This window comes from Vibrio mediterranei (assembly GCF_900088415.1).
Taxonomy (GTDB): domain Bacteria; phylum Pseudomonadota; class Gammaproteobacteria; order Enterobacterales; family Vibrionaceae; genus Vibrio; species Vibrio mediterranei.
On the sequence record NZ_FLLQ01000001.1, the window covers coordinates 412,086 to 435,401 of the forward strand.

Genomic DNA, 23,316 nt, shown 5'->3' on the forward strand with positions numbered 1-23,316 from the left:
ATACATTCCGCGCTCAGAAATATTTAAGCACACATATTCATATTGCCAATCCAATTGCTGGCAATATCTTTCTCGCGAATATGAAAAGGTTGATAATGAAGATCAAGCACCAACTTCTACTTTTAGGGTCAATATCCGTATTGGCTATCGCCTCAATGTTAATGTCTAGTAGCTACTTTGCGAAGACTACGGATAACCTTACCAATGCTCTCACTAAACTTAGTCAACTTGAAGTCACTTTGTTGAATCTGCGTAGAAATGAAAAAGATTTTTTATTACGTAAAGACGAAAAGTACCTAGCAAAGTTTAGAGTCAACGCTGAACATTTCCGTAATCAACAGAATGAACTTCAACTCACCCTTGCCAACGCAGGTGTCTCTCTTCCAAATCAACTATCAGCGGAGCTTGCAGCTTACGAACAAGCCTTCACAAAACTGGTAAATGGTTATGTTGTACTTGGTCTAAACCTTTCACAGGGTCTGTCTAAGCAATTTCTTGAAGTATTCCATCAAGAGCTTGAGCGAAACGTCACTCGTGAATTATTGCAGTACCACGATGACGTTATGTTTGGCAATGTTGCGACCGTGAAACCAACCAACAACCCATCTCTTAATACTGTTGGTCAAAATGTCCTTAAGCAACGTGAAGTCATTGGCTTTGCCTACGACCAAGGTTTGCTTGGGCTAACTCGCAGCAACTCTCATAAGATTGAAACAGATTTTGAGGATTTTAATGCTCAATTAAACCGTGTACTTGATGACAAAATCCAAACCATCATGACCGCAAAATGGACCATTTCTGTTCTACTACTTGTTGTCATTGCCGCTCTCATCACTTACATCGTTAGAGCAATCAACCTTAATGTAAACCGCTTGCAATCTACTATCTCGGATATTGCTGAACACAATGACCTAACCAAAAGAGTGTCAGTTAAAGGCAACGATGAGATAGCCTCGATTGGTAAAGCCGTCAACTCATTACTGGATAACTTTGCTTCATTAGTTGGTAACACACAGAGACAGTCTTCAGAGCTTAGAAGTAGCAGTACTAATATGGAAGATGAATTGGAGAATGTGATTCATCAATTCCATAGTCAAAGTGACCACACTAACTCAATGGCAACGGCGGTTCAGCAAATGGTAACCACCATTGACGAAATTGCACAAACTACTCACAACGCCGCTGATGTGGTCAACAAAGCAGCGGACAACTCTCAGAACAGCCGCGCATTTGTTGAAAACACTGTCGGCAATATCGAGTCTCTTTCTTCCGTACTAGCGGAAAGTAACAATGAAATCCGTTCCTTGAACGAGCATGTTGGCAAAATTGGCGGAGCAGTTCATATTATCCAAGACATCGCGGAGCAAACCAACTTATTGGCACTAAACGCCGCTATTGAAGCTGCTCGAGCTGGCGAACAAGGGCGTGGATTCGCTGTGGTTGCGGATGAAGTTCGCGCCTTGGCTAGCCGAACCCATCAGTCAACGGAAGAAATCACCAACCTCGTCAGTGCAATTCAGGCTCAAATGACGACGGTGGTTACCGACATAGAGCAATGCAACGCTCAAGGAGCAGAAACATTGTCTGCCTCTGCGAAGCTTGATAATGCACTACAGCAAATCTCTGAGGACATGGCCGAAATTCAGACCAACTCCGATCAAATTGCTGCGGCGATTGAAGAGCAAGGCATAGTAATGGGTCAGGTAGGCGAATCCATCACAGAGCTCAATGAGATCTCTAATGACAACATGTCGAATGCACGTAACTGCTTAGATGAAGTGAAAAACGTGTCTAGTCAAACCACCAAAATGGACAGTGCGATTTCAATCTTTAAGATTTAGGGAACGCTAACTAAGACAAAGGCCACATCAAAATGTGGCCTTTTTGTATTCCATTACTTTTTAACAAGCACTTGTTCGTGCTCCATAAGTTTGCGTACAAATATCGATGGTGAGGATTGATACGTCACCCACACTTTGGTTTTTGCTCTTGTTAATGCAACATAGAACAAGCGCCGTTCTTCAGCGTGTTCATAAGTATCAGTACCTATGGTCAATGCATTATTTAGGTGAACGAACTTCCTTTTCGCTGGAAATTGTCCCTCATCAGCACCTACCACAATAACGTAATCCGCTTCTTTGCCTTTACTAGAGTGACAGGTCATAAACTCCAACGACAAGTTTGCAAACTGCTTACACCAATCACCAAACAATTCCGGTTTATGATAGTGGTTACGTCCTAACAGCAACACTGATTTGCCTTGTTTGGACTTGCTATTAAGTTCCTCGAGAATTTTCTCTACACGGCTGCCCTGCTCCACAATCACTGCCTTTTGCTTAGCAGATTTGTGGCTCTTAATATCTTTAGTCAGCTGAGTCGGATTGGCTTGAATGAAATCAGATGCCACTTCCAATAACTTGTCATTAAAACGATATGTCGTATCTAACAAGTGGATAGAGGCGTTAGGGAATCGTTGCTCAAAGCCTGTCGTCAAATCCACATCAGATCCAGTAAACTGATAGATGGACTGCCAGTCATCACCCACAGCATAGAGTGTTGCATTGGTATCATCTTGAAGCTTTTGTTCACAAAGTGCTTGAACCAACTCTAAACGATCAGGGGAGATATCCTGATACTCGTCGACCATGACAAATTTCCAGTTCGATTTGAAGCGCGAAGCAGAAACATGTTTAGTCGCTTTAGTAATCATCGAGGTAAAGTCAATTTGCTCATTCTCTTTGAGCATCTTTTGCCATGCTTGATAACAAGGCCAACAAAGCGCCAGCTCACTATTAAACCGCGCATACTCTTCTTCGTCTATGATCTTCTCTTGAATCGCTTTCTTCGATAATCCAGCAGAAATCAACTGGTCTAGTTGCTGCTCTAGCCATGCGATGAGCTTAGGGTTTTCACTTTGACTGCCAAGCTCCTCATCTCCTTTTAAGTAGGCAATGGGCCATTTAGATAAGTGCTTTTGCCAACGTTTGAAGTTGGTTGGTGTCATCCAATGCTTCTTCAGCCAGTCAATGCACCAAGCAGTTTTTTGTGTTTGCTCAGTCGCTAATGGCGTTAATTGAGGTGGTTGATTCTCAGTTTCTTTGAGTATCTTCAGTCCTAATTGATGGAAGGTCAGCACCGAAATAGCGTCAGCCGTTTGCCCCAGCTTTTTCTCAAGACGTTGCTTCATTTCATTAGCAGCGTCACGACCAAACGCCACCAACAGTATCTGGTCAGCCTGTGCAAGATGACTTTGCAGCAAATACGACACACGCGCCATCAGCACACTCGTTTTACCTGAACCTGCTCCGGCAAGGATCAAGTTTTGATCGTTGTTATGTAGAACCGCCATTTGCTGTGAGTAATTAAGTGGAGATGACTCAGATTGCGAGAATAATACCTGCCAATTCTCACGCTCATTTTCCAACCATGTTTGGTTTCGTTCTGCTAATACTGTCGCCGTATCATCCAACCATGGGATAAGGTTGTTGATACGCTTTGGCATCGTGCGCATCGCTTCAGACAATGACATGTTGATTTCAAGGAACTCAGAGTTTACAGCATCCGCCCATGACACCATTTGTGATTGAGGCAAAAATTGTGGCAGAGAACGCAAGCGTCGTAACTCATCTTCCCATTTCGGTAGATAGGTATTCAGCAAACCGCATTGTTTATGGTGCCATTGCTGATAACAATTCACTGCATATTTGGCAAAGTCCTGCGCTTCTCTCCAAGGCACCCCCTGAACAACCCAACACACTTGTTTGTCATTCTCTTCGTGCGCAAACACCGACACTGATGACCACACTAAACCTCGCTTAACACTTAATTTTCCCGACCATTCACTAAACGGAATTCGAACCTCGGCGCGCACCGAGTGCAGTACAAGGCTATCGCCATTAAGTTCAAGAGAGCGAAATTCGTGTTGAGTAAATAACTCAGCGGTTGGGGAGGCAGTTAGCAGCATGTTGTTCTAAAGGTTCTAATCAGCAAATCTCTCACTAGTCTACTGTATCAGCCAATGATTTCCAGATAACTTTATGTAAAATCTGCGAAAAGGAATCCAAACTCGAATGACGATTGCCTGTCGTCCTCTAGCAGTCAGAGAACTTCTCGTTACGAGCACACACACAAAAGCGCCCAATACTTAGGGCGCTTTCCAGACATAAATTAGCTACTTATTCGTCGGGGTCTGAAGTTTGTCCATCACCTCATCCAAGTTAAAGCTTGCTGCTTTTTGCCTTGGCGGGAACTCTTTAAAGGTCTCTAAGAACTTCCCTACATAGACTTGAGCCGGAACTAACAAGTAAACACGGTCCAACATCCAGTCATAGTATGTATTGGAGGTAACATCAGCGACCTCATAAGGGTCCATTCTCAAGTTAAAGATTTTTGGCACGCGAAGTGTCACGAAAGGTTCTGCCCATATTTGCAACGTCCCCTCTACCCTCTGCTCCATAAATACGACTTTCCAGTTGTTATAACGCAGTGCGGTTAAATCGCCATCGTCTGAGAAGTAGAAAATCTCCGCACGCGGTGACTCTTCACTTTCACCCGTTAAGTAAGGGAGGAAGTTGTAACCATCAAGGTGAACTTTAAAGGTCTTGTCACCAGCTTTGTGCCCTTTAAGAAGTTTCTCTTTTACATCAGGCTCACCAGCCGCTGCTAACAGCGTAGGTAACCAATCCATGTGATGCATAATATTGTTGGACACCGAGCCCGCTTCGATTTTACCCGGCCATTTCACCATCGCAGGGACACGATACGCCCCTTCCCAGTTAGTGTTTTTCTCACCTCGGAAGGGAGTAAGACCGGCATCTGGCCACGTATTCATGTGCGGACCGTTATCCGTTGAGTAAAAGACAATAGTGTTGTCTTCGATTCCCAATTCATCGACCTTTTTAAGGAGTTCGCCAACGTGGTTATCGTGTTCAATCATCCCATCAGCATAAAAGCTAATACCTGATTTACCGAGGTTTTCATCTTTCACGTGAGTACGGAAGTGCATACGTGTCGCGTTCCACCAAACAAAGAAAGGTTTCTTGGCCGCTACCGCGCGATCCATAAAGTCTAGAGCCGCAGAAAGAGTCTCCTCATCCACGGTTTCCATACGTTTACGAGTTAAAGGTCCAGTATCTTCAATTTTGCCGTCTGCATAAGATTTGATAACCCCTCGAGGTCCAAATTGTTTGCGGAATTCGGGATCTTTCGGATAGTCGATATTCTCAGGTTCTTCTTCAGCATTTAGGTGGTAAAGGTTACCGAAGAATTCGTCAAAGCCGTGATTGGTAGGCAAAAACTCATCTTTGTCACCAAGATGGTTTTTACCAAATTGCCCTGTCATATAACCATGAGGCTTTAGTAGCTCCGCAATGGTTGCATCTTCCGCTTGCAACCCAAGGTCAGCCCCAGGTAGCCCCACTTTACTTAAACCTGTGCGCAATACACTTTGACCGGTAATGAATGTAGAACGGCCAGCAGTACACGATTGCTCACCATAGTAGTCAGTGAACATCATGCCATCTTTGGCGATAGAATCGATATTAGGCGTTTTATATCCCATAAGGCCAAATGTATATGCACTGACGTTGGACTGACCGATATCATCTCCCCATATCACCAAGATGTTGGGTTTATCTTCTGCATATGCACTGGCTGATATACCAAATAACGCGGTAGCCAAAACTGCTAAGCTCCGCTTAAACCTTCTGTGTGTTGTCATGTAAACCTCTACGTTAGTTGGTCGCATCCTGCCCATTAACGTATAGTCGCAAACACTCATAAGCGCCAAAAATCTAAGGCAATTTTCACTATTAATAGATCAATAAACATTCGCCAGATTTTTGATTAATCTCACATAGCACTAAAGTTGTAAGTGACTACTCTATTAGAACTCAACCTTATGATTTAGATAAGAATATTTACCAGTTATAACTTTTTTTTATAGTGTTTATAAGACGACACCATCTCTGACCTCAAATAGAGTGCGAGGCAAATAAACACCTCACTGGGTGTTACTGCAAAATCAATGAGTAAAAGACGATGGAGTCTAGAATGGCAAACCACTTAAGTAAGATTGCAATGGGCGTTGGGCTTATTGCTACATCTTCAGTTGCAGTTGCGGCAGATAAACCGAATATCCTTGCGATTTTCGGTGACGATGTTGGTTATTGGAACATCAGCGCATATAACCAAGGCATGATGGGGTACCAAACTCCAAATATCGACCGTATTGCTAACGAAGGTGCACTTTTCACTGACCATTACGGTCAGCAATCTTGTACAGCGGGTCGCGCTGCCTTCATTACCGGTCAAGAACCTTTCCGTACTGGTCTACTAACGATCGGTATGCCTGGTTCAACACACGGTATACCAGACTGGGCTCCAACCACAGCTGATCTACTCAAAGAGCAAGGCTACATGACGGCTCAGTTTGGTAAAAACCATTTAGGTGACCAAGACCAACACTTGCCAACTAACCACGGTTTCGATGAGTTTTTTGGTAACCTTTATCACCTTAACGCTGAAGAAGAACCAGAAACTTACTACTACCCTAAAGATCCAGAGTTCCGCAAGAACTATGGCCCTCGTGGTGTAATCAAGTCTTTTGCTGATGGCAAAATCGAAGATACTGGTCCTATGACACGTAAGCGTATGGAGCATGCTGATGAAGAGTTCCTAGAAACGTCTCTGGCGTTTATGGAAAAGGCAGTGAAAGCTGATAAACCATTCTTCATCTGGCACAACACCACACGTATGCACGTTTGGACTCGTCTACAAGAGAAGTATCAAGGTAAATCTGGTATCTCTATCTATGCGGATGGCATGTTAGAGCACGATGACCAAGTTGGTATTCTGCTAGACAAACTTGACGAACTAAACATCGCTGACAACACGATTGTTATCTACTCTACTGATAACGGTGCTGAAACAGTAAGCTGGCCTGATGGCGGTGCGACACCATTCCACGGTGAAAAAGGCACAACTTGGGAAGGCGGTATGCGCGTTCCTCAACTTGTCCGTTGGCCTGGCGTAATTGAACCAGGTACTAAGATCAACGAAATGATGGCTCACCAAGACTGGCTACCAACGCTTCTTGCTGCAGCAGGTGTTCCTGATGTGAAAGAAAAGTTAGCTAAAGGCTACAAAGCAAACGGTAAAGACTGGCGCGTACATATTGATGGCTACAACTTCAAGCCATTCTTTGAAGGTAAAACTGACAAAGCACCTCGTGAGTCTCTACTTTACTTCACAGCAAACGGCGAATTGAATGCGGTTCGTTGGAATGATTGGAAACTACACTTCGCAACGTTAGAAGGTAACATCACTGACGCGGTACGTTTCTCTCCTAACTGGCCGAAGATCATTCACCTACGTGCTGACCCATTTGAGAAAGCACCACACGAATCTGGCATGTACCTACGTTGGATGGCAGACAACATGTGGCTATTCGTTCCAATTCAAGACGTACTTGGCGAATTCTTCCAAACTCTGCCTAACTACCCAATGCAGCAAGGCCAGATGATGAACCCTGCTTCGATTGACTACCAGTCTCTAGGTCTTCAAGGCAAAATGAAGCAACTTGACCAGCTTCAAAAACAAGTACAACAAATGAAGTAATCACCTCAGATTCTCTTCATAAAAAAGACCAGCTTATGCTGGTCTTTTTATTATTGGTCAATCAAATGAAAGGGTTAATCAAGATTGTCCATGTCTTTCCATAAACGAGCTGCGACTTCCCTCGCCTCTTTATAGATAGGCTCAACGTCGAATGGGAACTCACGGTTTAGATAAGAGAACTTACCCTCCACCATCACACTGTTTACGTTGCTCGCATTGAGTGCGAATGCAAAGTGACCCGGCAAGTTATCAGCAACCAAAGGTGTTGGTGAGGTGTAATCAAGAATCGTTAGATCCGCTTTATATCCTGCTTCCAAACGACCAAACTTAGCACCAAAGTTACGACCAAGAATCTCGTTGCCGTTCCAGAGATGGCGCATAAAGCTATCAGGCCACATTTGACCACCAGCATCACGATGCTTGAAGAACGCAAATTTAAGCTCTTCGAACATATCCGCACCAATGCCATCGGTACCAATCGCGACATTTTTGAACTGACGTAACTGATGGTTATAACCTACATTGTTGTTCATATTCGAACGTGCATTATGAACCAAGAAACCATCGTGTTTGTTCAAGATATTAATGTCCTTCTCGGACAAGAATAAACCATGAGCAAGCAGTGTTTTGCTATCGATTAAGCCAAAGCTATCGAGACGCTCAACAATATCTTGGTCGTAATGATGATGACTATGAGTCACATCGTAACGGTCTTCTGCAACGTGAATATGTAAGCCACGCCCAGTCGCTTTTACCGCTTCCGACAGCATTGCCATACCTTCATTCGACACGGTAAATGGAGCATGAGCGCCGATATGAGCTTCAACCAGATAAGGCTCAACACCTCGCTCTTTTTCTGCATCCACAAGTTGTGCGAAGCGAATATTCTCTTCTACACCTGCCGCCATTTCTTCAACGCCGCCGTTACGGTCAGTCGTCTCAAAACAGGTCATACCGCGAAGGCCAGCTTTTAAGAAGCCTTTACGAAGCGTCGCCAGTGACCCTTCAATGTAGTTCGGTGAGGCGTGATGGTCGATAACCGATGTACAGCCATGACGAATGGCTTCTAATGAACAAATCAAACCGCTGTAGTACAAAGCTTCTTCATCCAACGCACGGTCCATTCGCCACCATAGGTTCTTCAGGATGGAGATAAAATCTGGACTTGGTTTAATGTCCGCCATGATGCCGCGAGCCAATCCAGAATAGAAGTGGTTGTGAGAACAGACAATGCCCGGCATTACTAACTTACCAGTAAAGTCCTTCACTTCAGCGTTTGGATACTTGGCACTAAGAGACTCACCGACTTCTATGATAAGGTCGTTTTCAATCGCAATATCAATCCCTTCCTTAATAAAGGCAGGTTCCATCTGTACTGCTGTTGCGTTCTTAATTATCAACATAATTCTATTCTCCTTTTACACTTCTACAGCGCCAAGCAAGTATTTGTGGTTCGATAGAACGTACTGAATAATAGTGGCTTCATCAGCTAACGTTTCTGGCAACTCGATTTGACCATTTTGATTAATTGGATACGTTGCGACTTCCCCTTTAGCTCTTAGCAACAGTTCATCGCCTTGAACCAAGAAACCTGGGTTAGTGCTTGAATCAAAGTCTTCTTTCAGACTGAACAACGTAAATTTGTCTTTGTATGGTTTGCTGTCCCAAGGGCAGAACTGAGCACAGTTGCCACACTCGTTACAGTAAGCATCAAGGTGGAGCGTTTGATACTGGTCTTTGAAGCCAGGAATCGGCAGTGACATGTTGGCTCGGTTCGGACAAACATCCACACACTTACTACACACATAAGAACACTCTAAGCAACGCTCTGCTTCTTGCTTAACAAACTCATTGCGGTCATTTTCTTCAAGCTTGTTCGCTTCAAGCAGTGCAACTTTGATTTCGCCCTTCTTACGATACACTTCCGCTGCCGTCACTGAAGACTCAACTTGAGCTAACGTTTCAGATTGAAGTTCACGTTCGATAATTGCCGACGCCGCTTTACGACCACCAGAAATTGCCGAAACAATCGATGATGGACCAGTTTGCGCATCACCTAACAAGAACACGTTTTCGACCTGAGTCTCACAAGTGTCATTGTTGACTGCTGGCCAACCGTCGTCACCCATTGGTACACCGATACGCGTTAACACATCACGGTTCGCTTGCTCACCTACCGCTGTAATGACTGCGCTGGCCTTGAGTGAAATAGTTTCATCGGTTGCTACTGGACGTCTACGGCCTTTCTCATCAGGCTCACCCAATGTCATGACACGCGCTACGATAGTGCCATCTTGATGGAACTCTTCTGGATTGGTTAAGAACTTGAAGTTCACGCCATCTTCGACCGCTTCGTCATACTCTTCTTTGTATGCTGGCATTTCAGCTTCAGTACGGCGATAAAGTACTGTTACTTTCTCAACACCTTTGACTTTAAGCGCGGCGCGCGCACTATCCATCGCGGTATTACCTGCCCCAACTACTACCACATGGTCACCAAGCGCTAACGCTTCGCCATCGTTGTAGCGACGTAAGAAGTCTAGAGACTTGTAAATGTTGTTATTGTCACCCGCTAACTTGATAGGGTTACCTTTATCTGCACCGATACCCAGACAGATGTACTGATAGCCCTGCTCTTTCAGTTGGTCGATAGTGATATCTGGATTCGCGCCATACTCAAATTCCACACCATGAGCTTCAACAAACTCAATGTCATGTCTAATGGCTTTCTCAGGAATTCGAAATTGAGGAATAATGTGTTTCACCACACCACCTGCGCTCTCTTCTTTCTCGAAGATTTTCACAGGGTGGCCAGCTCGAGCAATGAAGTACGCCGCTGATAGACCCGCAGGACCTGCTCCAATAACCGCGACTGGCTGTTTGGTTGTATCCAGATTTGGATGATGCCATTTAGACTGGTAGCCATCCCAACCTTTATCCAGCGCAATTTTTTTCATTTCACGAATGTTCAATGCACCTTCGTAATCGCGACGAGTACAGTTGTATTGGCATTGGTGATCACAAATATGACCTGTGATGGAAGGCAGAGCGTTTCGAGCGTAAATGACTTCCAACGCTTCGGTATACTTGTGCTGACCCATTAGGCGTAGGTATTCAGGGATATCTTGGCTGATAGGACACGCTGTTACACAAGGTGCGACATAACAATCCGTTAGTGGCACTGGTTGTTCGACAGTAATTTCTTCTGGACCACGCCACTCTTTTTGCGTGTATTCAGCGCACAAAGACTTCTCGGCCAGTTTTTCCAAACGCTCTAGGTTAACACCACGCATTGCCCAATCAGTGCTCACTTCAAGTTCTTTGGCACAGTCAGCAAGGCGCAAGTAGCCACCTGGTTTGAGCAGGTCTGTCGCCATAGTGATTGGGCGAATACCAGTTTCAAAGATCTCTCTGATGTTAAACTTGCTTGCACCACCAGAATAAGAGATTGGTAACGTGCCATTAAATTCGCGAGACAATTCCAACGCCACATTGATAGATAGCGGGAACAATGCGCGGCCAGACATGTACATTTCTTTGTCAGGAAGACGGCCTTTATTGTTCAATGTACCAAGAGTGTTGGTCAGTTTGACACCAAAGCCGATGTTCTTATCTTTACCAAGCTTAACTAGACGATGAAGCATGGCCTTGGCATCTTGCAGTTGCAAGTCGTGAGAGAACGCTTCTTTGCTAAGGGAGATATAGTCAAAACCCGTTTGATCAAGAATGCTGCGAACACGGTCATAACCTAGCAGCGTAGGGTTTAATTTAACGAAGGTATTGATACCCTTGTCTTCCAACATATAACGACAAATCGCTTCGATTTCGTTTGGTGGGCAACCGTGCATGGTTGATAGTGTTACCCCTTCAGTCAAACTAACTGGGATATCATCTACCATTTCGAATAATTGTTGCAGTTCAGTTTCTGATGTTTTGCTATTCAACAGTTTATTATTGGCAATAAAGTCTTTTAACTCTGTTGAATATTGTGCAAATTTTGGATGCTTTGAAGAATCGAGCATATTATCAATATACTCTTGCATTGGCTCGGTCAAAATACCATCTAAATCATAGCCAACACTCATGTTAAAAATAAATGATTTCGCTTGCTTCGCCGCTTTACTATCAAATACTGATTCTAGTAGATGCAGCGCAAACCATGCTTTCAAATATTCGTCATACGCTTTGTGTAACGTAAACTCGGTTGACCATTCCGTATTAAAACACTCATCTTCTGCATCAATACATGGTTTAGCAATTTCAAGACGGTCTAACTTCTGAACAGTCTTAAGCTCCATGAAGCGACCACCAGCAAGCCAAGACGTAACTATGTTCTGAGCTAATTGAGTATGAGGTCCAGCGGCAGGCCCTACAGGGGTTTCGCAGTTTTCACCCCATACCGCAAGGTGTTGGTTTGTCTGTTTTTTATAGAACTGCTTTTCTGGGATGCCGAAAATCGATTTGCTTTGATGATACTCACCAAACATGCGTTCAAGCAGCTCGGTGAATGGAATTGGGCGCATGATATCTCCCATGGTAACACTCCTTTATTAATTCGCTTGTACTTCTGTGTAAATGAATTAATGAGATAAGAGCAATCACTAAGCCAAGGTTGTCTAATTACTTAACATGAAGACATTTTAACTGCTATTTCGTGACAGAGGTCTGATAATAAAGGTTATTGAGAATAGTTATTAATTTGATTAAAGTGTAATCTTATTTAATACAGTTTTTTATGATAGTCAGCTCGAGTGTTTTGTTAATTACATCTATCATAACAATAAAAAAGCTATCATATTGATAGCTTATTATTCTCACAATAATTGTCTGCTAAATGTTTAGCTTTCTAATACGACTTCTGACTGGTTAGGTATATCGATAGCTTTCGCTTTGCGCTGCCGTTGAAGTACATTCTCGTCCTGTTGAGGTTCCGTATAACCGCCCTTCTCTACATGCTCCAACCACACTTTCAATTGAGCTGTGGTTTGTTGTCGTTGTTCCAAAGAAAGACCGGACACCAACTGCTTTTGTTTATCAACGTGAGCATCAATCAGAGCGTTAGCGATGTCATATCCTGTTTGCGTAAGTTGAACCACAACACAACGTCTATCACAGTTCGAATGGTATCTGGCAATCAGCTTTTTACTCTCCAAACGGTCAAGGCGATGAGTCATTGCGCCTGATGTCAGCATTAAAGACTGCGTAAGTTCACTGGGAGTTAAACGATAAGGTGCAGAAGAGCGCAGCAGTGAAGCCAGTACATCAAACTCTCCGGTTTTCAAACTGTATTGACGGCATAGACTCGCGAGTTCTTGTTCCACACATTTACTCACTCGCATTAATCGCCCAATAAGAACCATTGGCTCTGTATCTAGCTCCGGTCGCTCGTGTTTCCACAGTTCAGCAATACAATCCATCAGGTCCATATTAATCCCCTTCCAACCAACAATAAGGGCACCAAGAAAGTAATTCGAGGTGCCCTTGCTTTTATCTACTTATAATCACGTTCATCGAGCTTATCGACATGCGTCTTAAATCGCCCAACCGCCCGCGTAGAACACCACCAATACGATAGTAATCAACACAGTACCAACATTAAGTTTTTTCCACTCGCCTGATACCACGCGGCCACATACTAGCGTTAGGAAACCAAGCATGATACCTGTCACGATGTTACCGGTTAGTACGATGAATACCGCACAAACAAGACCAGATAACGCATCAACAGAGTCATCAAGTTTTAGCTTGCTAACATTGCTCATCATCAATAGACCCACATACATCAGTGCAGGCGCTGTCGCGTAAGCTGGAACAAGGTAGCTAAGTGGAGCAAGGAACAGTAGCAATAGGAACAAACCACCTACCACAACGGCAGTCAGACCTGTTTTACCACCCGCTGCAGTACCTGCCGCAGATTCGATATAAACCGCTGCTGGCGCACCACCAACAAAACCAGAGAAAATACTACTGACTGAGTCAGACGTCAGTGCTTTACCACCGTTGATAATATTGCCATCTTTATCGAGTAGGTTAGCTTGTCCCGCTACCGCACGAATCGTACCAGTCGCATCGAAAATTGCCGTCATAACCAAGGCTAATACACTTGGTAGAACAAGTGGACTTAATGCCCCCATAATGTCCATTGAACCAAGAAGTGAGCTTTCACCTGAACCAAACGATGGCATGGCGAATACACCTTGGAATTTAACGCTTGGGTCAAACATCAGACCTAGCACAGAAATCGCAACAATAACCAGTAAAATACCGCCAGGAACACGACGCTTCTCTAAGCCGAAAATCGCGGCTAAGCCAAGTACTGACATGATAACTGGGAACGACGTAAACTCACCCAAGCTAACAGGTAGACCTTCCACTGGGTTTTTCACCACAAGTCCAACACCATTCGCTGCGATAAGTAGCAAGAACAAACCGATACCAATACCCGTGCCGTGCGCAATACCAAAAGGTAGGTTTGTTAGGATCCACTGCCTTACCCCTGTAACGGTAATCGCAGTAAAGACCACACCCATTAAAAAGACCGCTCCCAGCGCAACAGGTATAGATATTCCTTGCCCGAGCACCAAGCTGAAAGCGGTAAAGGCGGTTAGGGATATCGCACAACCAATAGCCATCGGCAAGTTAGCCCAAAAGCCCATGAGCAGTGAACCAAATGCCGCAACCAAACAGGTGGCGATAAAGACGGAGCCTTGGTCGAACCCAGCAACACCAAGCATACTTGGTACTACGATCACTGAGTAAACCATGGCTAAGAAGGTAGTAAGTCCGGCAATTAACTCTTGCCTAAAATTACTACCACGTTGTGAGATTAAGAAGTAATTGTCGACCCAACTATTGTTGGTTGACGTGGGTTTATCTTCAGCAATCTCCATCGTACTTTGCTGATTTGAGATATTTTCGGACATGTTATATTCCTTTTCATTAAGTCTTGGTCATCCCTTGTATTGAGACCAATGCATCTGCTGTATTTGCTATATTTGCCATAAAATCAGCTGCGCTCATAAACCAAACACCCGTCAACGTAGGTACGATAAATACTTCTATCGTCGCCGAGGGTCATGAGCACAAACAGTTTTTCAATAAGTTCAGAAGAGTTGTCGTATCGAAGTTGCTGGAGCGGTGTCGCACAAGGATCAATCACAACAAAGTCAGCTTCTTTGCCAACCTCAAAGTTGCCCAATAGGTGGTCTAGAGAGAGTGCTTTCGCTCCACCTAATGTCGCCAAATATAATGCCTCAAACGCCGAGAGCTTCTGCTGCTGCAATTGAGCAACTTTGTATGCCTCGTTTAACGTTTGCATCATATTAAAAGTGGTTCCTGCGCCGATATCCGTCCCGATACCTACTTTCACGTTTCGTTTCCACGCCTCCTGCATTTTGAATAGGCCGCTGCCTAAATACAGGTTGGAAGTTGGACAAAACGCGATAGCTGAATCCGTTTCTTGTATGCAGTCCCACTCTTGATCCTCTAGATGAACACAATGTGCGAATACACTCTTTGATCCAGTCAGGCCATAGTGGTGATAAACATCTAAATAACCGTCTTGTTCAGGGAAAAGTTCTTTAACCCAAGCAATTTCGTTCGTGTTTTCTGACAAATGCGTATGAATATACGTATCTGGGTATTCCTCTCTTAACTTATGCGCCATTTCCAACTGTTCCGGTGTGGAAGTGGGTGCAAATCTTGGGGTAATCGCGTAAAGCAGACGGTCCTTTTTATGCCATTTCTCAATCAGTGTTTTTGTTTGGTTGTAACTTGTCTCCGGTGTGTCTAGTAAGTAATCTGGCGCGTTGCGGTCCATCATGACCTTACCCGCGACGATTCTCATATTGAGTTTGTTTGCTTCAGAGAACAGTGCATCTACGGACTCTGGATGAACCGTTCCGAATACCATGCCTGTTGTCGTACCATTTCGAAGCAACTGCTTAATAAAGAACTTAGACATCTCCTTGGAGTAGTCTCTGTCTTTATAGCGCGCTTCTGTTGGGAACGTATAGTTGTTCAGCCATTCAAGTAGCTGTTCACCATACGCGCCAACCATTTCTGCTTGTGGGTAATGAATATGGGTATCAATAAATCCTGGCATGACAATTTTGCCTGGATAAAAACGAATACGTACTGAATCTGGGACCTTATCTTTGCCTTCTTCCCACTCGCCGACCCACTCGATACGACCTTGGTCAACAAGAAGAAGTCCATCTTCAATAAAACGTACGTGCTGTTCGATATCTTCAGGCTTATCAACTACTTTTGTGATATCAAGTATTGAAGCCCTAATAGCCTTAATTGATTGGGTATATTGCATAATTACCTCGACCTTAACGCCCCTATTCACTACTTTGCTCACTAACAGAGGCATTGCTTCCCGTTATTTGGAATAAATGTGCGGCAGCGTTTTTTGGTCTCCGCTGCCGCACTGTTTGTTATAATTTATTGAGACCTTTGAGGATTTTCTCTGGTGTAAAGTGCCACTCACGTAGCCATACGCCACAAGCGTCATGAATTGCTGTTGCAATGGCAGGCGCTGCACCGTTTACACCAATTTCAGAGATAGATTTCGCACCGTATGGTCCAACAGGATCATCACTTGGCACCAACACCGCTTTGAAATCTTTTGGAATGTCACCAATCTTCGGCGCACCATAGCTCTTAAGATCGGTGTTGACTGGCACACCGTTGTCGTCGTAAATAAGCTCTTCAAACAAGCTGTGACCGATAGCGCGCATACTCGCACCGTAGATTTGACCAAGTGCCAAATCTGGATTCACTGGAGTACCGCAATCGAGCAATGCATGGAACTTATCAAGTCGGATTTCACCGGTTCTAGTATTGACGGCAACTTCTGCAAAGTTTGCCCCGTAAGGGAAAGCGAACTCAGCAGTAGTGAAGCATCCTGAAGCCAACAGTTGTCCCCAACCCGTTCCGCTTTCTGCTTTATGCGCGATGTCGAAGAAAGTTACTTCACCAGCAGGCCCTTTTACCAAGCCAGGTGCGACGATTTGTACATTTTCAACCGACTCTTCAAGCATTTCCGCACCGTACTTCAAGATTTTCTCACGCATCGCTTCTGCAGCGCGTTTTGCTGCATTACCTGAGAAGCAAGTGCCAGAAGAGGCATACGCGCCTTTATCGAAAGGTGCATGGTCAGTGTCACCAGAATGAATCGTAATATCTTCCAGTGGACACTTAAGAACTTCAGCAGTTAATTTAGCGATCACTGTATCAAGACCTGTACCGATGTCTGCGCCACCTGAATGAACGATGAAAGTACCATCGGAGGCCATCTTGATGCTGCAGTTCGCTTGGTCGATATCAGGAATTCCTGATTTCTGTTGAATGATCGCTACACCTCGACCCACTTTCCAATCACCTTGATGATCTTTTGGTGAATCCCATTCGATGAGCTTACGACCTTCACGAAGAATTGCTTCTAACGCACAACTGTGTACCTTAGGAGTGGTGGTAGGCATTTTACCTTCGCCGATAGCACCAAGAATCTTAAGCTCTTGGCCTTCAACGACTCGGTTTTTCTCAATCATATCGAGATGGTCAATACCTAGCTCTTCCGCAAGTTCCGCCATCGCCATCGTCAATGCGTAGTTACCTTTCGGCGCACCATAACCTTGATAAGCACCTGTTGGACAGATATTTGAATAGTACGTAGTGACTCGGAAATCGACGTTGTCACAAGGGTAAAGCGGTAGTGACAAGGCAGGACCATTTGATGGTACCGTTAATGCGTGGTTACCATAAGGGCCAGTGTTCGCGAGGAATTCCATATCAATAGCGGTGAGCTTACCGTCTTTGGTTGCCCCAAGTTTCACGGTCACTTTCGCTACGTGGCGAGTGGAGTTACAAATAAACTCTTCTTCGCGAGTATGGTGGAAATACACTGGACGACCCGTGGTATAGGTTGCCCAAGCACAAACGTCTTCAAGAAGGATGTCTTGTTTTGAGCCGTAGCCACCACCAACACGCTCTTTGACGATGTGAACTTTGTTCTGTTTCACATTAAGGATTTTGGCGACTTGGCGACGTACGTGCCAAGGCACTTGTGTAGAGTCGTGCATGATGACGCGATCGCCATCCATGTAGCTGTAACAGATATGCGTTTCGACTGGTAGTTGCTGTACCTGCTTCGACTCATAAGTACGCTCTAAAATAACATCCGCTTCCGCAAAACCTTTGTCTAGATCACCAATGTGTCCACGAACGCCCGCTGCGATGTTCTTTCTTGGCTCACAGCCAATTGGGAAATTCACAATCAGTTTGCCTTCGCGAGGATCAGCGTTGGCATTTTGTAGCTCTAGATCGTCTGGTGCCCCTACTCCATATTCAATTGGCTCGTTATGAACAATTGGTGCATCTGGAGCGCGCGCTTCGTCGATACTCATGACAGGCTTGAGTACTTCGTACTCAACATCGATCAGTTTCAGCGCTTCGTTAGCTATGTCTACAGACTCGGCAACAACAGCAGCAACACGGTCACCAACGTGACGCATTTTTTGACCGAACATACGTCTATCAAGCGGTGAAGGCTCTGGCGCACTTTGACCACCCGGCGTATAAGGAATATCAGGGCAGTTAAGGTGAGTGATGACACTCACTACACCCGGTAAGGCTTCTGCTTTAGATACGTCTAGATGCGTGATCCAAGCATGAGCATGTGGGCTGCGCAGCATTTTGATGACACAAGCATTAGCAGGAATGCGATCTTCTACATAACAAGGCTTAGCCTGAACCATTTTCGCAGAGTCGAGTTTTGGACAGTTCTTACCAACTACATCCAAGTCATCTCTAAACTCTGGCGCAAACATCTCGGTGTATTGAGGATCAGCTTGGCGTTTCACCGCCAACTCAACAACTTCATAGAATTGCTGATAACCAGCATCACGGCTAAACAAACCCGATAGTGCATCGTCTATTTCTTCGCGTGTAGGTTGTTGAATACGCTCTAGTAAATCAGTCAACAGCAATGCCAATGCTGGGTCGTTATATCCCGATTGAACAACACCAACATCGATCATCGCTTGTTGAACTAAACTGAGTTGATTCCAAGAAGACAGTGCTTCGGCCGTTTTGACTTCACCACCTTCCAATTGAGCTGCAATAAGCAGTGATGCGTTGACAAGTTTACCGTTGAACAACACAACATCTGAGCCCGCGAACCCCCAACCATCATCACTATTTCGGACCGAATGCAGTCCCATAGAATGCAATAGTGTTTGAACGTTGGTTTCTGGTGCGCAATGAGCCGTTTCAGGTCGGCCATTAAGATTAAATTGAATAGACATTACGCTACCCCCTTCGCCATTTCACGGCATTCAATTAGTAGGTCAGAGATCACGATGGCACTTAGGTAAGTTTTGTACTCAGCGCTACCACAAATATCCTCCACGGCGTGAATTGAATTCTTAATGGCTTGCTCTAGCTCATCACCACTAAATGTCAGACCTTCAACATCGCGCAGTCTTACTGGCTTAGCGATTTCGTCAAAACGAGTCGCGACCCCTTCCATAGCAACAATCTGTTTGCCTTGCTTATCTACAGACACCGACGCATTAATAACGCGTAGGCCATCAGCGCTTCTTGCTACTCGTTTGCTTAGTGCAGCAAGCGTGATGTCAGGAATGACGATCTCTTTAATAAGCTCATCACTTGGTTGCTGAATGTAAGCTTCCAATTCAACCTGCTTGTCATCCGCGAAGCGAACTAAAGCATTGAGAGCCATCAGGACAGGAACTAGCGGAGCTTCACATTGATTCGCAGCTATTTCACCACCAATCGTTGATTGATTTCTTAGATGTCTTGAATAGATGAAGCCCGCAGCTTGTTTAATGTTGCTTGGGACTAACTCACTATCGACAAGATCTTGAATTCGGCTCATAGCGCCCAAAGTGAGGGTGTTACCATCTAGTTTGATATAGTCCAAACCCAGTTTGTCGATTGCGACAAAAACACCTGCATCACTGCGAGTCGGTGCTGCGTTTAACTTAGATCCTCCGGCAAACCACACCGCTTGACTTCCATGGTTAGCTTTAAGCTCCAACGCTGCACTCACTGTGTCCGGCGTGAGGTATTTAATATTCATATTCTTCGCCTTTTAGCATTGATTAGATTGAATTACAGAAAAACTGTTACTAGGTAAAAGGCAACATTTGAGCCAATGCTTACTTTGTTATTTAGTATTCGTGAGCTCGGTCTAATATTGAAAGAATTTGCGATATAGATCGTGATTTTCAATATCAAATTAAACTGTACAGACTAGCCAAGTGTTATTTATTGTCATTGATTTTAACCATCAATTAACAAATTAATTATTCATTATTAGGTGATAGATGAATATCAAATTGATACTTTCGATACTATTTTATCAAGTTGATAGTTAATACTTTGATTGCGTTAACTTAAGCAGTTTTTGGTAGGCTTCGGGAGTATCTACATCTAAATGAATAGTTGGGTCGCAAAGTCTAAGGTATGCCATCTCTCCTAGCTTGAGAATCGACTTCATCGAATCAAAGTTTCCTTGGTCTCGTTGAGCCTTAAAGCTTGCCGTATGTATCAACACAGGGTGGCCTGTTGCGTGTGGTTCACCCGGGAACAACGTGCCAGTAACCTTATGTTCCCAAAGAGTTTTATAAATTTCTTTTTCGATACAAGGCATATCACCATGGCTGATATAGAAGAACTCTGTGTCGACCTCATTAATGCCTAATTGAAGTGAAGAATACATGCCTGAGCGGTAATGTTGGTTTCGTACAATGGTGACCTTTGTGTTGTCTTGAAACCGCTCAATCAACTCGTCTTCTCTATGCCCAACCACTAAAATTACACGAGTACAGAATGACAACGCATTTGTGATACTTTGCTCTAAGATCGTATTGTCTTTATAAGGTAGAGTTAATTTCCAGCATCCCATTCGAGATGATAATCCGGCTGCTGGAATGACACAGTCAATGTTATTTTTATTTTTTATCATACGAAATTCGAATTGAGTTTTTTGTATTTTAATCTATTGGATTGGGTAAATATGCCAATGTCGTCAAATAATTCTTTTTCCGAGTTTGCACATTCATTAATTTCAGCAACCATCAGTGCCCGTGAACCAATAACTATTTCCTTAGTGGGTGGCGGAGGAAAGACACAACTCTTGTATCGGCTTGCTAATGAATACCAGCAACTTGGCCACAAAGTATGTGTCACGACAACCACCAAGATGTACTTTCCTAATGCGCCAGAGCTAAATCAAGTCACGGACTTTGCCTCCCATTCACCATTACCATCAACGGGTATTGCTTTTGTTTATAGTGAACGTTTATCTCCAAGCGACAACGATGAAAAAGTGAAAGTTCGTGGCCTATCTAACGAACAGATTGAATCCCTAAAACGTCAGCAACTTTACTCTGTTTTTATCATCGAAGCAGATGGTTCACACCGACTTCCTCTTAAGGCACCTGCTAGGCACGAGCCTTGCATTCCTAACCATAGTGATGTGGTAATTGGTGTCACTGGTGCAGATCCGATACTTAACCCGGCTAATCCTGAAGCCATTCATCGTTGGAATGAATTCAGTATGTTAACGAAATGCAACGAAGGGTCAGTCGTCGGGAAAAATCAAATTCAAGCATTGGTGAATAGCGACCAAGGTCTGTTTAAAGGATGCAGTGAGCAACAACAAAAAATATGGGTCATCAATAGGTTCGATTTAGCCAGCGATAAAGTACAACTGACTGAATTGGCCAAGCAGATATTTGATGAAGAACCCCAGCTCGCTCAACTTGCAATAACACAAATGACGGCAGATAACCCAATCCACCACATTTTCAATCGGACTCTATAGCATTTACACAGAGGTAGTTTGGATGAACATTTTCGCCAAGGCAGCACAGTTAGAGCAAACCAATACACCATTTGCGTTTGCCAATATCATTGAAACAAAAGGCTCTTCTCCTCGTCATACTGGAACCATGCTCGTAGAACAAAGCGGACAAATTCATGGCACGATTGGTGGTGGCATGATCGAGCGCTACGTGATCGAGCAAGCTATTGAAGCAATAAATGAAAACAAACCTCGAGTCGTTACTGGACGAATGACGCGTACCGGCCCTGAAGCTATGGGAATGGATTGTGGCGGTGCAATGACGCTTTCAATTGATGTCTATGGCTCTCGCCCCCGCCTTTACTTAATTGGGGCTGGTCATGTAAACAGAGCCGTTGCCCAAGCCGCCGCTCCATTAGGATTCGATATTACTGTTGTCGATGCTTATGAGGGCAGCTTAGCGGAGGAGCATTTCCCCAAAGGCACTCATCGAGTACTAGGCGACACTATGCTCAGTGCCATTGACTCTCTTGATATCACACCAGATAGCTACGTGATTATCGCCACCAACCACCAAGATCAAGACGCTATCAACGCAATCGCCCAGAAAAAGACCACGTATACGGGTTTAATGGCCAGCCGCAGAAAAGTACAAACACTATTCCAAGGCTTACGCGAATTAGGCACCAGCCAAGAAGAAATTGATCATATCCACTCTCCTATCGGCTTTGATATTGGCGCTGAAACGCCTGAAGAAATCGCCATCAGTATTTTGGCTGAAGTACTTAATGCGAAAAATGGCGCTTCAGGGGCCAAATTGAAAGAAAGCGTTGGTAGCTTTAATCAAAAACTGGTGCTAGTACGCGGTGCGGGTGATATCGCAACTGGAGTCGCTGCGAGATTGCACAATTCAGGCTTTAAAGTAGTCATGAGTGATATTGAAAAGCCAACAATGATTCGCTGCACGGTTTCATTCGGCCAATGCCTTTACGGCAAACCTGTCACGGTAGAAGGCATTACGGCAGAAAAAGTTCAGTCTTTTGATAAAGCCTGCCGATTGTTAGAGAAAGGCAAGATTCCTGTGTTTGTAGACGAAACAGGAAAACTCGCCGAGGCCATCAAGCCTGATTTTGTCGTTGATGCCATTCTAGCGAAAAAGAACCTTGGCACACACAAAGGAATGGCACCAGTCACCATTGCTTTAGGCCCTGGCTTTACCGCTGGTGAAGACTGTCACGCAGCGATAGAAACCAATCGTGGACATCAACTCGGTCGAGTAATTTACGAGGGTCCATGTCAGCCTAATTCAGGTATACCAGGTAGCATTCTAGGTTATACAGAGCAACGGGTGATTAGAGCGCCTGGCGTAGGTATCTTTACTGCGGAAGTAAAACTTGGCGATTTGGTTGAAGAAGGACAACCTATCGCGAAAGTCGATGACATGGTCGTCTACGCGCCATTGAGCGGTAAAGTGAGAGGCTTACTAAACAACGGATTGAGTGTTCATCAAGGCTTTAAGGTGGGCGATGTTGATCCGCGTGGTGAAAGCGTTGATCACTGCACGATTTCTGATAAAGCTCGTGCGGTTGCAGGCGGTGTTCTTGAGGCAATGTTGTGTTTAAGTGGTCGGTAGTGGGTATTAATAACCCATCACCCACATAACGACGCCTTAATGGCTTACGTCCGTCATCCTCATGAAAATGAGGACCTTCTACAACGCGTAGAAAACCAAACGTGGTGAGCACGTTAAGTAAATTGAGTTTACGATGCGCTAGCGGAGATTTCCTTTTTCAAGGAAATGACGAAGGTTTTTGATATCACTACATTTCAACAAACAACGCCTGATGGTCTCATCAGGCGTT

Annotated in this window: 13 protein-coding genes and 1 pseudogene; 4 read left to right on the forward strand and 10 right to left on the reverse strand. The window is 44.4% G+C overall.

Annotation, left to right across the window (positions count from 1 at the left end):
• The first annotated feature begins 95 nt into the window (after nt 1-95).
• The gene (locus VME0621_RS01870; RefSeq protein ID WP_062458960.1) at nt 96-1,841 is read left to right on the forward strand and encodes a methyl-accepting chemotaxis protein; all 1,746 of its coding nucleotides are present in this window, start codon (nt 96-98) and stop codon (nt 1,839-1,841) included.
• A 53-nt stretch (nt 1,842-1,894) separates the two neighbouring features.
• Here the strand turns inward: VME0621_RS01870 and helD are convergent, their stop codons facing one another.
• Nucleotides 1,895-3,964, reverse strand: coding sequence for a DNA helicase IV (gene helD / locus VME0621_RS01875; protein WP_062458963.1), 2,070 nt, complete (start codon nt 3,962-3,964; stop codon nt 1,895-1,897).
• Between the two features lie 207 nt (nt 3,965-4,171).
• On the reverse strand, nt 4,172-5,746 hold the full coding sequence (locus VME0621_RS01880; protein WP_370736756.1) for an arylsulfatase: 1,575 nt from the start codon (nt 5,744-5,746) through the stop codon (nt 4,172-4,174).
• A gap of 305 nt (nt 5,747-6,051) precedes the next feature.
• On the opposite strand from VME0621_RS01880, the gene VME0621_RS01885 reads away from it, so the two are divergent.
• Complete coding sequence (locus VME0621_RS01885; protein ID WP_062458969.1) at nt 6,052-7,617, forward strand: arylsulfatase; 1,566 nt, start codon at nt 6,052-6,054, stop codon at nt 7,615-7,617.
• 74 nt (nt 7,618-7,691) lie between these two features.
• Here the strand turns inward: VME0621_RS01885 and ssnA are convergent, their stop codons facing one another.
• The 8 genes and pseudogenes from ssnA to VME0621_RS01925 form a co-directional block, all read right to left on the reverse strand.
• Entirely contained in the window at nt 7,692-9,020 is a 1,329-nt protein-coding gene (ssnA, locus tag VME0621_RS01890) for a putative aminohydrolase SsnA (RefSeq protein ID WP_006074759.1), read from the reverse strand.
• A 15-nt stretch (nt 9,021-9,035) separates the two neighbouring features.
• Nucleotides 9,036-12,152 (reverse strand): putative selenate reductase subunit YgfK, encoded by a 3,117-nt coding sequence (gene ygfK, locus VME0621_RS01895; RefSeq protein WP_006074760.1) that lies wholly within the window; start codon nt 12,150-12,152, stop codon nt 9,036-9,038.
• A gap of 411 nt (nt 12,153-12,563) precedes the next feature.
• Nucleotides 12,564-13,043, reverse strand: a pseudogene (locus VME0621_RS01900) (MarR family winged helix-turn-helix transcriptional regulator); the annotation flags it as partial.
• A 105-nt stretch (nt 13,044-13,148) separates the two neighbouring features.
• Nucleotides 13,149-14,507, reverse strand: a complete 1,359-nt coding sequence (locus VME0621_RS01905) for an NCS2 family permease (RefSeq protein ID WP_062459333.1) — start codon at nt 14,505-14,507, stop codon at nt 13,149-13,151.
• Nucleotides 14,508-14,623: 116 nt separating this feature from the next.
• On the reverse strand, nt 14,624-15,940 hold the full coding sequence (gene guaD / locus VME0621_RS01910; RefSeq protein ID WP_038223055.1) for a guanine deaminase: 1,317 nt from the start codon (nt 15,938-15,940) through the stop codon (nt 14,624-14,626).
• 118 nt (nt 15,941-16,058) lie between these two features.
• Complete coding sequence (locus VME0621_RS01915) at nt 16,059-18,929, reverse strand: molybdopterin-dependent oxidoreductase Mo/Fe-S-binding subunit (RefSeq protein ID WP_062458975.1); 2,871 nt, start codon at nt 18,927-18,929, stop codon at nt 16,059-16,061.
• Entirely contained in the window at nt 18,929-19,726 is a 798-nt protein-coding gene (ygfM, locus tag VME0621_RS01920) for a molybdopterin-dependent oxidoreductase FAD-binding subunit (RefSeq protein WP_062458978.1), read from the reverse strand. The genes VME0621_RS01915 and ygfM overlap by 1 nt, the downstream gene beginning before the upstream one ends.
• 294 nt (nt 19,727-20,020) lie before the next feature.
• Nucleotides 20,021-20,614 carry an NTP transferase domain-containing protein gene (locus VME0621_RS01925; RefSeq protein WP_062458980.1) on the reverse strand — a complete coding sequence of 198 codons (594 nt, stop codon included), beginning with the start codon at nt 20,612-20,614 and terminating at the stop codon, nt 20,021-20,023.
• 57 nt (nt 20,615-20,671) lie between these two features.
• Here VME0621_RS01925 and yqeC point away from each other — a divergent pair, with 57 nt between their 5' ends.
• Nucleotides 20,672-21,475: a selenium cofactor biosynthesis protein YqeC gene (gene yqeC, locus VME0621_RS01930; RefSeq protein WP_157769574.1), complete on the forward strand. Its 804-nt coding sequence runs from the start codon at nt 20,672-20,674 to the stop codon at nt 21,473-21,475.
• Nucleotides 21,476-21,497: 22 nt separating this feature from the next.
• A complete protein-coding gene (yqeB, locus tag VME0621_RS01935; protein ID WP_062458986.1) occupies nt 21,498-23,087 on the forward strand; it encodes a selenium-dependent molybdenum cofactor biosynthesis protein YqeB in 1,590 nt (529 codons plus the stop codon).
• The last annotated feature ends 229 nt before the right edge of the window (nt 23,088-23,316 follow it).

What these genes read in the sequence shown, in the direction of transcription:
- VME0621_RS01870 (WP_062458960.1), top strand. Translation starts at nt 96, where the DNA reads ATGAAGATCAAGCACCAACTTCTACTTTTAGGGTCAATATCCGTATTG.
- ygfK (WP_006074760.1), bottom strand. Translation starts at nt 12,152, where the DNA reads ATGGGAGATATCATGCGCCCAATTCCATTCACCGAGCTGCTTGAACGC.
- VME0621_RS01905 (WP_062459333.1), bottom strand. Translation starts at nt 14,507, where the DNA reads ATGGAGATTGCTGAAGATAAACCCACGTCAACCAACAATAGTTGGGTC.
- VME0621_RS01885 (WP_062458969.1), top strand. Translation starts at nt 6,052, where the DNA reads ATGGCAAACCACTTAAGTAAGATTGCAATGGGCGTTGGGCTTATTGCT.
- helD (WP_062458963.1), bottom strand. Translation starts at nt 3,964, where the DNA reads ATGCTGCTAACTGCCTCCCCAACCGCTGAGTTATTTACTCAACACGAA.
- guaD (WP_038223055.1), bottom strand. Translation starts at nt 15,940, where the DNA reads ATGCAATATACCCAATCAATTAAGGCTATTAGGGCTTCAATACTTGAT.
- VME0621_RS01880 (WP_370736756.1), bottom strand. Translation starts at nt 5,746, where the DNA reads ATGCGACCAACTAACGTAGAGGTTTACATGACAACACACAGAAGGTTT.
- yqeB (WP_062458986.1), top strand. Translation starts at nt 21,498, where the DNA reads ATGAACATTTTCGCCAAGGCAGCACAGTTAGAGCAAACCAATACACCA.
- ssnA (WP_006074759.1), bottom strand. Translation starts at nt 9,020, where the DNA reads ATGTTGATAATTAAGAACGCAACAGCAGTACAGATGGAACCTGCCTTT.
- yqeC (WP_157769574.1), top strand. Translation starts at nt 20,672, where the DNA reads ATGTCGTCAAATAATTCTTTTTCCGAGTTTGCACATTCATTAATTTCA.
- VME0621_RS01925 (WP_062458980.1), bottom strand. Translation starts at nt 20,614, where the DNA reads ATGATAAAAAATAAAAATAACATTGACTGTGTCATTCCAGCAGCCGGA.
- VME0621_RS01915 (WP_062458975.1), bottom strand. Translation starts at nt 18,929, where the DNA reads ATGTCTATTCAATTTAATCTTAATGGCCGACCTGAAACGGCTCATTGC.
- ygfM (WP_062458978.1), bottom strand. Translation starts at nt 19,726, where the DNA reads ATGAATATTAAATACCTCACGCCGGACACAGTGAGTGCAGCGTTGGAG.